The following is a 12,929-nucleotide window of genomic DNA, read 5'->3' on the forward strand; positions in this document are numbered from 1 at the left end:
TCGTGAGGCTTGATCCTATCATTTGAGTCGCTTTGTGCGACGTGTAGCGAGAGCGAGATACAAGATTCTACCGGCTAGTAAGTAAACTTACTGGTGAAGGCTTCTACAGTTTGTACAGTTTATGTCTGGTGGCCATAGCGAGGTGGTCCCACGCCTTCCCATTCCGAACAGGACCGTGAAACGCCTCAGCGCCGATGATAGTGCGGATACCCGTGTGAAAGTAGGACACCGCCAGACTCCCCATACAGACGCCCAGACCGATGGTCTGGGCGTTGGTTTACCTGCTGCAGGTAAACCCCCAGTTTTTTCTGGTGACCATAGCAGAGTGGCTCCACGCCTTCCCATTCCGAACAGGACCGTGAAACGCTCTAGCGCCGATGATAGTGCCGATTGCCGGTGTGAAAGTAGGACATTGCCAGAACCCCATTGTGAAAGCCCGAACCGCCAGGTTCGGGCTTTTTGCATTTGGGATGGCACGGGGGCAATGGTATCCTTGCGCCGTTGCAATCAAAGAGTCACATGCGCAGGCGCTGGCCTGGCACAGGAAGGATGAGCATGAGCTACCCCGCACCGGATTTCGAAAACAAGATCTGCCCGCCCGAGGCGCTGGCTGATAAGCTGGCGGCCCTGCCGCGCCCCATCGTGTTTACCAATGGCTGTTTCGATATCCTGCATCGCGGCCATGTTACCTACCTGGCGCAGGCGCGTGCGCTGGGCGCCAGCCTGGTGCTGGGTTTGAATACCGATGCCTCGGTCAAGCGGCTAGGCAAAGGCGACGATCGCCCGATCAACAACGAGCTGAACCGTGCTGCGGTGCTGGCGGCACTGCAATGCGTGGATCTGGTGACCTGGTTTGACGACGATACCCCGGCTGCGCTGATCGAGCAGGTGAAGCCCGACGTGCTGGTGAAGGGCGGCGACTGGACGGTAGACAAGATCGTTGGCAGCGCCGAGACGCTGGCGCGGGGTGGCAGCGTGCATTCCATTCCGTTCCTGTTTGATACCTCCACAACCGCCACTATCCGCAAGATCCGCAGCGTGGAAGGCCAATGAGCGATCTGGCATTTGCGGTGTTGCGTACGCTGGCGGATGGCAAGTTCCATTCCGGCGAGGCGATGGCGCAGCAGCTGGGCTGTTCGCGTACCCTGGTATGGCAAGCGGTGCATCATCTGGAAAGCGAGTTTGGCCTGACCGTCTTCAGCGTGCGCGGGCAGGGGTACCGGTTGCCGCAGCCGTTTACGCTGCTGGATGTAGCCAGCATTCGCGCCGGTCTGGATGAACAGGCGGCGTCGGTGTTTACGCTGGCGTTGGCAGAGGAAATCGACTCGTCCAATACCCAGTTGATGACGCGTGCGGCACACGGTGCGCCGCATGGGCTGGTGCTGGCTGCCGAGCGGCAGACTGCCGGCCGCGGCCGGCTGGGCCGGCGCTGGCAGATGCGGCTGGGGGCCGGGCTGACGTTCTCGCTACTGTGGCGTTTCGAGCGCGGGCTGTCCGGCCTGGCTGGCCTGTCGCTGGTGGTGGGCATTGCCATCGTGCGCGCGTTGCGCGAGTTTGGCGCCCCGGTCGCATTGAAGTGGCCGAATGATGTGTTGCTGGATGGCCGCAAACTGGCCGGCATCCTCATCGAGCTGTCCGGCGATGCGCTGGGCCCGGCGGCAGTGGTGGTCGGCATTGGCTTGAATGTGGCCAACCCTGGCGAGGTGGACCAGCCGGTGGCCAACCTGGCCGACGCCGGCATCAAGGTTGGCCGCAATGCCTTGCTGGCCGCGCTGCTGAACCAGCTGGCGCAGGTGCTGCAACAGTTTGACCGTGACGGATTTGCCGCTTTCCGCGACGAATGGCACCAGATGGCCGCCTATCTGCAGGTGCCGGTGCGCTTGAGCTTCAGCCATGGCGAGCCGGTAGACGGTGTGGCGGTCGGTGTCGATGACAGTGGCGCGTTGCTGGTGGATACCGCCAGTGGGCGGCGCGTATTCCACGTGGGCGAAGTCAGCCTGAGGCCGCAAGCGTGAAATTGCTGATCGATGCCGGTAACAGCCGGGTAAAGTGGGCGCTATGGGATGGCTCGGTGCTGTCCCCGGTTCACGCCTTGCCCCATGCCGAGCTGGACCGCCTGGCCGGACAGTGGGCCGCACTGGCACCTAAGGCCATTCTGGCGGCCAACGTAGCCCATCCCCAGGTAAAGCAAGCGATCGAGGCGCTGGCGCCTGGCGCGGTGCAATGGCAGCGGGCGCAGGTCGCTGCGCAGGGGGTGCGTAATCACTACCGCAACGTCAACGAGCAGGGCGCGGACCGCTGGCTGGCGGTACTGGGTGCCCGCCAGTTGCATGGCGGTGACCTGGTGATCGCCAGTGCCGGCACGGCGTTGACCATCGAGCTACTGACGGCTGAAGGCGACTATCTGGGCGGCGACATCCTGCCCGGTTATCGCCTGATGTTGCAGGCGCTGGCGCAGAATACTGCCCAGCTCGACCGCCGCGCCGGCGAGGTATGTGCGTTCCCGCAAGGCACCGAAGATGCGTTGGCAACCGGTGCCATCGATGCCCTGTGCGGCGCCATCGAGCGCATGCAGCGCCGTCTGGCCGCCCATACCGGCCGCAGTCCGCAACTGTTGCTCACCGGAGGCGACGCGGCTTTGTTGCAGCCCCACCTCCCGCATGATGCGAGGATGGTGGATAATCTGGTGCTTTACGGTTTAGCTAACGTGGCGAACGGCTCATGAAGTGGTTTATCGGAACATTGCTGGTGCTTAACCTGTTCACCGCGCTGTACGGCGCGTTGAAGCAGAAGCCCGAGACAGACATCCACGCGCAAGACGTCAATGCAGCGCAGCTGAAATTGCTGCCGGCCGACTGGAAGCCACCGCAGGCCAGCGCGCCGTTGGCGAGTGCGCCCCTGCCCGACGTGGCCAGCAGCGCACCGCAGGCGCAAGCGGCGCAGGTAGCCAGCGCTACTGCCGCCGTACCGACGCCTGCCAAAGAAGAGAAAGCGCCGGCTAAAGCGGCGGATCCCGTCAAGGTGGACGTGAAACCGGCGTCGGCCGTGCTCGCCAAGACCGCACCGGAAAGCAAGTTGCCGGAAGTCAAACCGGTCGATACCAAAGCCGCTGCGGCCAACCTCTGCTACAGCTGGGGCGGTCTCGATCCAAAACAGCTGGAGCGGGTACAAGGCGGCGTGCCGTTGCTGAAACTGGCGACACCGCCACAAGCCAGCGTGGTGGACGAGAAGCGTGGCTCCGGCAAGGCGTGGGTGTTTTATCCGCCGCTGGCGACCCAGGCCGAAACCCAGACTCTGGTGGCCGAGCTGAAGGGCAAGGGCTTTGACAGCTACATCGTGCAGACGGCCGGCGAGTACAAAGGTTACCTGTCGATGGGCCTGTTCTCGCGCGAAGAAGGCGCACAGGCTTTGGTGAAACGCCTGAAAGCCGCCGGCTACGACAAGGCAAAAGTGGATAGCCGTGGCGATGTGGTCAAGGTGACCACGCTGACCTTCCGCCAGCTGGACGACGCGACAGCAGAAAAACTGAAGGCCCTGCAAAAACGCCTGTTGCCGGGCAAGCCGCTGGCCAGCTGCCGCTAACCTGCTCCCGTCTTGATAAAACCCCCTGTTTACGCGGTAAGCAGGGGGTTTTTTAACAACAGTGCTGCGACGGGGCACCCCGGGTGGCAAACCTGCTTTCAACCTGTTTGGCACACCTCAGATGGCGCATTGTCAGCCACCTGAGCCATGCCGCGATAAAGCAGCGGATGACTGCTGCAGCGTGGCAGCATGACGTGTCACGCTGCTGACATATTGCGTTGATGGTTCTGTCACATGGATACCTTATGGTTGCAACGTTTACTCAACGTTCGCCGCAATGGGGTTCCAACATGTCTGACAGTTACAAATTCAAGCAATACGGTGTGAACGACACCTCCAATACCTGTAACAACCCGGCACTGTCCGATGTGCTGGAAGCGCGCTTTTCCCGCCGCGGCGTGCTGCAGGGTAGTGGTGCACTCGGCGTGGCCGGCCTGTTCTCTGGCAGCTTTGCTACGCTGGCAGAAGCCGCGCAGGGGGTAGGTAAAATGCCGGCACCCAAGCTGGGCTTTGCCCCGGTGCCGTTCGGTTTCGAAGACAAAGTGGTGGTACCGGCCGGCTACAGCGCCGAAGTCCTGTACGCTTGGGGCGACCCGGTAGGCATCCCGGGCAATATGCCCGCTTTCAAGCAAGACGCGTCCAATACCGCCGCCGAGCAAGCAGCCCAGGCCGGCATGCACCACGACGGCATGAGCTACTTCCCGCTGCCGATGGGCGCTACCGGTTCCAAGCATGGTCTGCTGGCCATGAACCACGAATACACTGACGATGGCCTGCTGCACGTGGGTGGCATGAAGCCGTGGAACGCCGACAAGGTGCTGAAATCGCAGCATGCGCACGGCGTGTCGGTGATCGAAGTAGAAGCCACTGCCAAAGGCTGGCAAGTGGTGCGCCCGTCCAAGTACGCCCGCCGCATTCACGTCAATACCCCGATGGCCATCAGCGGCCCGGCCCGTGGCCACAAACTGATGCAGACCGAGGCCGACCCCAAGGGCGTCGAAGTGCTGGGTACGCTGAATAACTGTGCCAACGGCCAGACCCCGTGGGGCACCTACCTCACGTGTGAAGAAAACTGGGACGGCTACTTCGTCAATAACTCCGGCACCCTGAACGCCAACGAAAAGCGCTACGGTATCAGCGCCACCGGCGCCGGTTACGACTGGGCGGTAGAAGACTTCCGCTTCGACCTGCAGCTGAACCCCAACGAAGCCAACCGCTTTGGCTGGGTAGTGGAAATCGACCCGTTCGACCCGAAGTCCAAGCCGGTAAAACACACCGCGCTGGGCCGCTTCAAGCACGAAGGCGCCACCGTTACCATCGCCCCGAGCGGCCACGCCGTGGTGTACATGGGGGATGACCAGCGTTTCGAATACATCTACAAGTTTGTGTCCAAGCACAAGTACAACCCGAAAAACCGCAAGGCCAATATGAGCCTGCTGTCGGAAGGTACGCTGTACGTGGCGCGCTTCGACGCCGACGGTAACGGCACCTGGCTGCCGCTGGTACACGGCCAGAACGGCCTGACCGCTGAAAACGGCTTTGCTGACCAGGGCGAGATCGCCATCATGGCGCGCCTGGCCGCCGACAAGGTAGGCGCCACCAAGATGGACCGTCCGGAGTGGATTGCCGTCAACCCGCGACAGGCCGGCGAGGTGTACTGCACGCTGACCAACAACAGCGACCGCGGCAAGGAAGGCAAGCCGGGTGCCGATGCGGCCAACCCGCGTAATGGCAACCTGTTCGGCCACATCATCCGCTGGCAGGAAAACGGTGCCGATGCTGCTGCTACCGGCTTCAAGTGGGACATCTTCGTCCTGGCCGGCCGCCCGGATGCTGCCAAGCAGGAACACGTGGGCAACATCAAGGGCGACGCCTTCGGCAGCCCGGACGGCCTGAAGTTTGACCACCTTGGCGTGCTGTGGGTACAGACCGACGTGTCCACCTCCACGGTGAACGCCAAGGAGTACAAAGATATGGGCAACAACCAGATGGTGGCCGTGGTGCCGGAAACCGGCGAGTTCCGCCGCTTCCTCACCGGCCCGCATGGTTGCGAAATTACCGGCTTGGCCTTTACCCCGGACATGAAAACCATGTTCGTCAACATCCAGCACCCGGGTGAGCCGGCCAACGAGCGTAACGACCCCGCCAAGCCGACGGCCATCTCCACCTGGCCGGACGGCCCGAAAGCCGGCCGCCCGCGCGCCGGTACCGTAGTGGTACGCAAGCTGGACGGTGGTGTGATCGGCAGCTAAATGTATTGCCTTGCAAAGACAAACCGCCCCGAGTGATCGGGGCGGTTTTTTCATGGCAGTCGCTTAGCGCAAGGGCGGGCAGGCCTGGCCCAGCGGGCGGCTGCGTTCGGCGGTGGCCGGGTGGCTGGCAAACCAGCTGCCGCTGCTGATGGCGTCGTCGCCATGCTGCTGTTTCAGGCTGGCCTCGATGCGCTGCAGGCCATAGCCCAGCAGGCAGGGCGACAGGCCTTGCACTTGCAAGGCGGCGTAGGCAAAGCGGTCGGCTTCGCGTTCGTGCTCGCGGCTGTAGCTGGCATTGGCCAGCGCCACCGGCAGCGCTAGCGTCAGGCTGCTGGCATCGCCGGTCATTAGCGTCAGTGCGGCCAGTACCCCCACGCTTTCCACCGCACTGCGCAGGCCGTGGCGGTGTTCCACGTGGCCGGCTTCGTGTGCCAGGATAGCCAGTATTTCGTCTGGCCGCGTGACGACAGCCAGTAGCTGGTCGGTCACCACGATGGTGCCGCCGGGCAGCGCAAAGGCGTTGGGGCCGATGTCGGGCGCGTGCCGCAGCAGTACCTGATAGCGATAGCGGCTGGCCGCTGGCTGCAAGCGGGCGACCTGCGCTTGCAATGTGGCGGCGCGGCTAGCCGGCAGGCGGCTGGGGGCAAGCTCGGTGTTGCTTTGTAGCCAGCTTAGCGTTTGTGCGGCCAACTGTTGCTCGACGCTGAGCGGAATCAGCGGAACCAGCCAGCCGGCAGCCGCCGGTAGCGCGAAGCGCCAGCCCAGCCACAGGATGACGAGGGCGGCTAGCAGGCCGCCAGCCAGTGCGCGCCAGCTTTGCTGCAGCCAGTGGCCACCGGCTTGCAGCGGTGGCAGCCCGCCCAGCAGGCGGCGGATGGCCACTTTTTGCGCCACTTCCAGCGTGCTGCCGTCGGGCAGGTATACGCTGTCGGGCAGCGTATCGATACCGGCCTCCAGCCGGCAGTCCGCCAGCAGGAAGCGGCGTTGGCCGTTACCGCTATCGACCACCAGCTCGTCGCCGTCGCGGCCAACCTTCACCGCCTGCGGCCGTGGCGTGTGGCCATCGCGCCACAGTGCGTCTATGTTTACCATCCCAGATCCAGTGCCAGCAGCTCGGCCAGTTCGTCGCCACGGGCATCGTGCTGCGACTGGCCCTGGATATAGAGTTGGGCCAGATCGGCACCGCCTTGCAGCGTCAGTTGCCCTAAGGTGGCGCGCAGGGTGCGGATGCGTACCCACGGCCAGGCCAGGCCCAGGCTGAAAGCCAGTGCTACGGTGTTGGAGAAGTGCAGCGCAAACAGGCTACGGCTTGGCAGCGTCAGCCGCAGGCGGTGCGCGACCTCGTCCACCATCAGACTGGTGTGGTTCAGCAGCACGCGTTGGATCGCCATGCGGCTATATGCCAGTGTGGCCAGCAGCCATAACACGCCCAGCATGCCGCTAAAGAAGCCATCGATGACACGCATGCTGCCGGGGCCGAAGTGCCCGTTGACCCAAGCAGGCAAATCGATGGCGTTGCCGGCGTACCAGATCAGCCCGCCCAGCCCGCCAAAGCCGACACCGTACAGCACGGCCACAAACAGGCTGCCGAAACCGGCCAGGTACAGTTTGCGCACGCACGGTTCGATAGTAAGCCGCGCCTGCCCAAGCCGGCTGTGCGGCAGCAAGTAGCGTTGCTTTTGCAGCGTGGCCAGCGGCCACAGCAGGCCCAGCGACAACAGCAGCGTGAGCCAGGATTTGAAAAAAGCGCGGTAGGCGGCACCTGTCTGGCCGTCAAAATGCAGCCGCATGCCACTCCAGCTGGTATTGGCTAACCGGAAGCGCATGGCTTGCACCGCCAGCCATGGGGCCAGCGCGGCCGCCCCCGCGCCGAGCAGACCTTGCAGCACGGGGGAGAACTCGGCAGAGAGCTGCCACAGCACAAACAAGCCCACCATCAGTGCCCGGCCTTTCAGGATGGCGATCGGGCTGGCGTGGTAGCCGAAGCGGCCGCCGGCTACCTGGGTGTGGCCGTACAGGTATTTGAGGGTACGGACTTTGGCCCACGCCGAATAAATGCCCAGCGTCAGCACGCTGAGCGCCAGGTTGCTCAGCCACAGCCGGGCGTAGCCGCCGGTGGTGGCACTGAACACGAACGGCAGCTTGTGCGGGATCAATAACGGGTTGTCGTCGGCAATGGGGTGCATGGCGGTCTTCCGGTGGCTGGGAATGACGAATCATGCCATGGGAATTTGCGGCGATAAAACTTGCTGTTGTACGCGGCTGGCGTCACACTTCGCGCTGCGTACCGCGGGGTGCGCCAGCCTCAAACCGTCGGCTGTACAGATGGACGGTAATCGCCGTGGCGTCACCACGGCGTGCTCTTTTCGGGAGCGAACATGTCTGACGATCAAATCCGCGGTGACGGTGCCATCCGTCGTCAAAGCCTGTACGGCTCTTCCATCGAAAACACTTACGCCGGCGTGTTGTCGTTCATGCGCCGCAACTACACGCGCAATCTGGAAGGCGTGGACGTGGTGGTATCCGGCATTCCGCTGGACCTGTCCGTGACTTTCCGCAGCGGCGCGCGCCAAGGCCCGCAGGCCATCCGCGCCGCCAGCGTGCAGCTGGCCGAGCTCAAGCCCTACCCGTGGGGCTTCGACCCGTTCGACGACCTGGCGGTCATCGACTACGGCGACTGCTGGTTCGACGCGCACAACCCGCTGACCATCAAGCCGTCCATCATCGAACACGCCCGCACCATTCTGGCCAGCGGCGCCAAGATGCTGACCTTCGGCGGTGATCACTTCGTCACCTACCCGTTGCTGATTGCACATGCGGAAAAGTACGGCAAGCCGCTGGCGCTGCTGCACTTCGATGCGCACTGTGACACCTGGCCGGACGACGAGCCGGACAGCCTGAACCACGGCACCATGTTCTACAAGGCGGTGAAAGAAGGCCTGATCGACCCGGCCAAATCGGTACAGGTCGGCATCCGCACCTGGAACGACGACTTCATGGGCCTGAACGTGCTGGGCGCACCGTGGGTACACGATAACGGCGTGGACGCCACCATCGCCGAAATCAAAAAGACCATCGGCGACGCGCCGGTGTACGTCACCTTCGATATCGACTGTCTGGACCCGTCTGCCGCGCCGGGCACCGGCACACCGGTACCGGGTGGCCTGACCACCGCGCAGGCGCTGAAGATCATCCGCAACCTGGGCGACCTCAACATCGTCGGCATGGACGTGGTAGAAGTGGCTCCCAGCTACGACCAGAGCGAAATCACCGCCATCGCAGCGGCGCACATCGCCTGTGACATGCTGTGCCTGATGCGTAACAAGAAGGTAGCCGGCCAGCTCTGACGCTAGCCAATGCGGCCAACGTTGGCCGCACTACCCGTACCGCGCCCGGCAGCCTGCCCGGCGCGGTTTTTCATGCCTGCGGCGGCGGGCTGCCCCAGCGCGGGCGGCGGCCGCTGAGGCCTACCCAGCCGAACAAGGCGCCGAATACCAGCACCAGGACGCTTCTATCACTGGCGAGCAGGCCGGCCAGCAGGAATAAGCCTGCCAGGATCAGCCATAGCGTGCGTTGCGGCCAACCTAGCGCCAGCGTGCCCTCATGACGCCAGGCCAGCGTTTGCGTGGCGACTATCCAACAACTGAACACCACATCGAACAGCAGTGTGGCGTGCGGTAGCAGCCATGACAGCGTCAGGATAGGGAATACAGCCAGATTCAGCGCCAGCTGCCAGCGCGACGGCGCGGCAGGCAAGGCTGAGCGGGGCAGTGGTTTGATGTGCAGTGCCAGCAGCAGGCTGAGCAAAACGCCGCCCAGCAAGACGGGCAAGGCAGGCAGTGTGTAGTGAGCGACCACCCACACGAGCACGGTCGTGACCGGAATAATGATGACTGCCGCCAGGCCAAAGGTGTCGAGTTTCATGCTAAATATTGAGAATGGTTTTCAATATCTCAGCATGATGCCATGCGTCATGTCAATGCCATCAGCGTGCCGCTACCACCAGCGCCAGCAGCAGCAGGCTTTCGCACACCTCGATGCCGGCGCCAAGGCAGTCGCCGGTCATGCCGCCCAGTTTGCGCTTCAGGTAGGCCCACCAGCACAGCCCGGCCAGCGGCGCCAGCAGCAACACCGGCGCCAGCCAGGCGCTGGCGGCGGCCAACAGCAGGCTGCACAGCCAGAAGCTAGGCCAGTGCGGGCGCCAGGCAAAGCGTTCGCCGCTGCCCGCCGCCAGGCTGGGCAGCGTGGCCGACCACGCCACAGTAAACAGCCGCGCCCAGGCTGGCACCAGCAGTAGCCCGGCCAGCGTGGCGGCCAACCCTGTCAACGCCGCGATGCCGGCCTGGCCGCCGTGCTGCCCATGGCCGCTGTGGTAGCCCGGATAAGCCGCAGGCGCATCCGGGGAAACGGGTAATGGCAGTGCATCCGGGGAAGGCAGTGCCCCCGGTGACATCATCCCATCCGGTACCGCCGATAGCCCCGCTAAGCTCAGCTTCACCAGTAGCATCAGCAGCACCAGTTTCACGATCAGCTGCGTGGCCAGGCTCAGCACGCCAAAGCTGCCCAGATGCGGGTCTTTCAGCACCTCCAGAAAACGCTCGCGCGAGCGGTGCGCCGCGCCCTGGGCGTCGGCCAGGTCGGCCAGGCCGTCGATGTGCAGGCCGCCGGTCACCCACAGCCAGGCCAGCAGGCCGGCCAGTGCGGCCAACCAGGGGTCCACCAGGCTGCCGGCCAGCACCGCCAGCCATACGATGGCGCCCACCAACACGCCCACCGGCGCAAACCAGCGTGCGGCGTCGGCCAGCCACGCCGGGTCGAAGGTTTTCAGCTGCGGCGTGGGCAGACGGGTCAGGAACTGGATGGCAAGAATCAGCGATCGCATAAGGCTGTGGATAAGTGTGTGGATAGGCAGTGCATGGGCAGGGGGCAAGCTGTGCGTGACGTGTGGATCAGCCGGCCGCGGGGGGCGATTCCAGCCGCGTCAGGTAAGCCGGATGGCCGTCCAGGATCGACAGCTGGGCAAAGCCGCCGCGCTGTACCGCCATCAGCCGGGCGACGTTGAACTCGGTGCCCAGCAGCTCGGCCAGCAGCACGTTGATGACGCCGCCGTGGCTGACCAGCACGCGGTGGCTGCCGCGCGCTTGCTGCATCCACTCGGCAAAGCCGGTCAGCACCCGGGTGCGGAAGGCGTCAAAGCTTTCGCCGCCTTCCGGGGTTAGCAGGCCACGCGCCAGCAGCGTCTGCCAGTCGGGCGTGGTGGCGCTGATGTCGGCCAGCGGGCGGTTTTCCCAGCTGCCGAAGTGGCACTCGGTCAGCCCCGGCGCCACGTAGAGCGGCACGCGGCTGGCCAGCGCCTGCTGTACGGCAAACTCGCGGCAGCGTTGCAGCGGCGAGGTGGCCATGCAGGTTACCGGCGCCAGCTGCACGATGCGTTGCCAGCTTGCGGCCATGTCGGCGCGGCCGCGTTCGGTCAGCGGCAGGTCGGTATGGCCGATCAGGCGGCCTTGGTGGTCGATGTCGCCGTGGCGCAGCAGGGTGAGGGTGTAGGGGTTCATGGTGGCAACCTTTTACCGCAAAAGCAGGCAAGAAAAACGAACGCCGCCGCCAGCGCGTGCGGCTGGCCGGCGGCGCTAGGCCAAGCATACCGCCTGGCCGACGCGCGGGCGATGCTGGCGGGCGCGGTCAGGCGTTTTTGCCGGCCACACCTGCTTCGGCAAAGGTGGCCATGCCGGCGTGCAGCGCGATGGCTTGTTGCAGCAGCGGCAGTGCGGCGGCGGCACCGCTGCCTTCGCCCAGACGGAAGCCCAGGTCCAGCAGCGGGCTCAGGCCCAGCGCCTGCAAGGCCAGCGCGTGGCCGGTTTCCTGCGAGCAATGGCTGGCCAGCAGCCACGGCGCGATGTCGGCGTCGATGGCGCGGGCCACCAGCGCGGCCGCGGTGCTGATGAAGCCGTCCAGCAGCAGCGGCACGCCCTGGCGGGCGCCTTCCAGGTAGAAGCCGGCCATGGCGGCGATCTCCAGCCCACCCAGCTCGGCCAGTACGCCGTGGCCATCCAGCGTTTGCCCGGCCACCCGCGCCAGCGCGTCGGCCACCACCTGGCGCTTGATGGCCAGGCCGGCGTCGTCGACACCGGTGCCGCGGCCCACGATGGCGGCCACGTCATGGCCGGTCAGGCGGCAGATCAGCGCCGCCGACGGCGTGGTGTTGCCAATGCCCATATCGCCGGCGATCAGCAGCGTGGCGCCGTCGGCAATGGCACGGCGGGCGGCGTTGCGGCCAACCTCCAGCGCGGCGTCGGCGTCTTGGCGGCTCATCGCGGCTTCACGGCGCAGGTTGCCGCTGCCGGCGCGTACCTTGGCGTGCACGATGGGCAGCGCGGACAGGTCACTGGCCACACCGGCGTCTACCACCTCCAGCCGCGCCTGGTTGACGCGTGCCAGCACGCTGATGGCGGCGCCACCGTGGACGAAGTTGGCCACCATGGCGCCGGTGACCTCGGGCGGGAACGCCGACACGCCTTCGGCGCAGACGCCGTGGTCGCCGGCAAACACGGTAATAGCCGGCACGAGCGGCAGCGGGATGTCACGGCCTTGCAGGCCGGCCAGGGTAATGGCGAGCTGCTCCAGTTTGCCCAGGCTACCGGCCGGTTTGGTCAGTTGTTGCTGGCGGGCGTCGGCGGCCTGGCGGGCGCCGAGGTCGGGGGCGGGAATGCGTGGCATGAGGTTTCCTTGCGGTATGGCAGAGCCTGGCGGGCAGGCGAACCGGCAGACCATACGCCAGCCGCCGCCGGCTGGCAACGGGGCCATGCCGGCGGGGTAATTTGCATGACGCCATTCTGGATTGTGTCAGCCCCGCTATAATGGCGGGCTGCAGGTGTCCGTCCTGCCATGGCAGCGACGGATGAAACGGGAAGCCGGTGCAAGACCGGCGCTGCCCCCGCAACGGTAAGGCCTGGGCGTATACGCCCCAGGCATCGCGACAACCACTGCCCACACGGCGGGAAGGTGCGATGCTGGCATGGTCAAGCCCGGAGACCGGCCTGCGACGAGCGCGGCGGAATCGCGCTCAGCTGGAGTATCGCGGGGAGGCGATCTGAC

Annotated in this window: 12 protein-coding genes, 2 rRNA genes and 1 riboswitch; of the genes, 8 read left to right on the forward strand and 6 right to left on the reverse strand. The window is 64.9% G+C overall.

All coding sequences use genetic code 11. The features are described 5' to 3' along the window. Nucleotides 1-124 precede the first annotated feature (124 nt). The 7 genes from rrf (FLQ03_RS06645) (at nt 125) to FLQ03_RS06675 (ending at nt 5,834) form a co-directional block, all read left to right on the forward strand. Nucleotides 125-237, forward strand: a 5S ribosomal RNA gene (gene rrf, locus FLQ03_RS06645). A 70-nt stretch (nt 238-307) separates the two neighbouring features. Beyond that, nucleotides 308-421 (forward strand): 5S ribosomal RNA (gene rrf, locus FLQ03_RS06650). A gap of 134 nt (nt 422-555) precedes the next feature. Further along, nucleotides 556-1,053: a D-glycero-beta-D-manno-heptose 1-phosphate adenylyltransferase gene (gene rfaE2 / locus FLQ03_RS06655; protein WP_144374092.1), complete on the forward strand. Its 498-nt coding sequence runs from the start codon at nt 556-558 to the stop codon at nt 1,051-1,053. Next, the gene (locus FLQ03_RS06660; RefSeq protein WP_144374093.1) at nt 1,050-2,015 is read left to right on the forward strand and encodes a biotin--[acetyl-CoA-carboxylase] ligase; all 966 of its coding nucleotides are present in this window, start codon (nt 1,050-1,052) and stop codon (nt 2,013-2,015) included. Before rfaE2 ends, FLQ03_RS06660 begins: the two co-directional genes overlap by 4 nt. After that, nucleotides 2,012-2,725 carry a type III pantothenate kinase gene (locus FLQ03_RS06665; protein WP_144374094.1) on the forward strand — a complete coding sequence of 238 codons (714 nt, stop codon included), beginning with the start codon at nt 2,012-2,014 and terminating at the stop codon, nt 2,723-2,725. Before FLQ03_RS06660 ends, FLQ03_RS06665 begins: the two co-directional genes overlap by 4 nt. Next, nucleotides 2,722-3,582 (forward strand): SPOR domain-containing protein, encoded by an 861-nt coding sequence (locus FLQ03_RS06670; protein ID WP_144374095.1) that lies wholly within the window; start codon nt 2,722-2,724, stop codon nt 3,580-3,582. Before FLQ03_RS06665 ends, FLQ03_RS06670 begins: the two co-directional genes overlap by 4 nt. 290 nt (nt 3,583-3,872) lie before the next feature. Beyond that, nucleotides 3,873-5,834 (forward strand): PhoX family protein, encoded by a 1,962-nt coding sequence (locus tag FLQ03_RS06675; protein ID WP_144374096.1) that lies wholly within the window; start codon nt 3,873-3,875, stop codon nt 5,832-5,834. 63 nt (nt 5,835-5,897) lie between these two features. On the opposite strand, the gene FLQ03_RS06680 is transcribed toward FLQ03_RS06675, so the two are convergent. Both FLQ03_RS06680 and FLQ03_RS06685 read right to left on the reverse strand, forming a co-directional pair. Beyond that, nucleotides 5,898-6,926: a M48 family metallopeptidase gene (locus FLQ03_RS06680; protein ID WP_144374097.1), complete on the reverse strand. Its 1,029-nt coding sequence runs from the start codon at nt 6,924-6,926 to the stop codon at nt 5,898-5,900. Next, a complete protein-coding gene (locus tag FLQ03_RS06685; protein ID WP_144374098.1) occupies nt 6,920-8,020 on the reverse strand; it encodes a YjgN family protein in 1,101 nt (366 codons plus the stop codon). The genes FLQ03_RS06680 and FLQ03_RS06685 overlap by 7 nt, the downstream gene beginning before the upstream one ends. Before the next feature lie 192 nt (nt 8,021-8,212). Here FLQ03_RS06685 and speB point away from each other — a divergent pair, with 192 nt between their 5' ends. After that, on the forward strand, nt 8,213-9,181 hold the full coding sequence (gene speB, locus FLQ03_RS06690; protein WP_144374099.1) for an agmatinase: 969 nt from the start codon (nt 8,213-8,215) through the stop codon (nt 9,179-9,181). A gap of 70 nt (nt 9,182-9,251) precedes the next feature. Here speB and FLQ03_RS06695 read toward each other — a convergent pair whose 3' ends face one another. From FLQ03_RS06695 to cobT, 4 genes are all read right to left on the reverse strand, one after another. Beyond that, nucleotides 9,252-9,758, reverse strand: coding sequence for a hypothetical protein (locus FLQ03_RS06695; RefSeq protein WP_144374100.1), 507 nt, complete (start codon nt 9,756-9,758; stop codon nt 9,252-9,254). Between the two features lie 61 nt (nt 9,759-9,819). Then, nucleotides 9,820-10,716 carry an adenosylcobinamide-GDP ribazoletransferase gene (locus FLQ03_RS06700; protein ID WP_144374101.1) on the reverse strand — a complete coding sequence of 299 codons (897 nt, stop codon included), beginning with the start codon at nt 10,714-10,716 and terminating at the stop codon, nt 9,820-9,822. A 67-nt stretch (nt 10,717-10,783) separates the two neighbouring features. Beyond that, nucleotides 10,784-11,389 carry a histidine phosphatase family protein gene (locus tag FLQ03_RS06705; protein WP_144374102.1) on the reverse strand — a complete coding sequence of 202 codons (606 nt, stop codon included), beginning with the start codon at nt 11,387-11,389 and terminating at the stop codon, nt 10,784-10,786. Between the two features lie 127 nt (nt 11,390-11,516). Then, entirely contained in the window at nt 11,517-12,551 is a 1,035-nt protein-coding gene (gene cobT, locus FLQ03_RS06710; RefSeq protein ID WP_144374103.1) for a nicotinate-nucleotide--dimethylbenzimidazole phosphoribosyltransferase, read from the reverse strand. Nucleotides 12,552-12,686: 135 nt separating this feature from the next. Next, nucleotides 12,687-12,889: riboswitch (cobalamin riboswitch) on the forward strand. The last annotated feature ends 40 nt before the right edge of the window (nt 12,890-12,929 follow it).

Source organism: Vogesella urethralis, assembly GCF_007644045.2.
GTDB lineage: Bacteria > Pseudomonadota > Gammaproteobacteria > Burkholderiales > Chromobacteriaceae > Vogesella > Vogesella urethralis.

Bases quoted from the DNA above. Each gene is read 5' to 3' on its own strand.
- FLQ03_RS06680 (WP_144374097.1), bottom strand. From the start codon at position 6,926: ATGGTAAACATAGACGCACTGTGGCGCGATGGCCACACGCCACGGCCG.
- FLQ03_RS06675 (WP_144374096.1), top strand. From the start codon at position 3,873: ATGTCTGACAGTTACAAATTCAAGCAATACGGTGTGAACGACACCTCC.
- FLQ03_RS06700 (WP_144374101.1), bottom strand. From the start codon at position 10,716: ATGCGATCGCTGATTCTTGCCATCCAGTTCCTGACCCGTCTGCCCACG.
- FLQ03_RS06695 (WP_144374100.1), bottom strand. From the start codon at position 9,758: ATGAAACTCGACACCTTTGGCCTGGCGGCAGTCATCATTATTCCGGTC.
- rfaE2 (WP_144374092.1), top strand. From the start codon at position 556: ATGAGCTACCCCGCACCGGATTTCGAAAACAAGATCTGCCCGCCCGAG.
- FLQ03_RS06685 (WP_144374098.1), bottom strand. From the start codon at position 8,020: ATGCACCCCATTGCCGACGACAACCCGTTATTGATCCCGCACAAGCTG.
- FLQ03_RS06705 (WP_144374102.1), bottom strand. From the start codon at position 11,389: ATGAACCCCTACACCCTCACCCTGCTGCGCCACGGCGACATCGACCAC.
- FLQ03_RS06670 (WP_144374095.1), top strand. From the start codon at position 2,722: ATGAAGTGGTTTATCGGAACATTGCTGGTGCTTAACCTGTTCACCGCG.
- speB (WP_144374099.1), top strand. From the start codon at position 8,213: ATGTCTGACGATCAAATCCGCGGTGACGGTGCCATCCGTCGTCAAAGC.
- FLQ03_RS06660 (WP_144374093.1), top strand. From the start codon at position 1,050: ATGAGCGATCTGGCATTTGCGGTGTTGCGTACGCTGGCGGATGGCAAG.
- cobT (WP_144374103.1), bottom strand. From the start codon at position 12,551: ATGCCACGCATTCCCGCCCCCGACCTCGGCGCCCGCCAGGCCGCCGAC.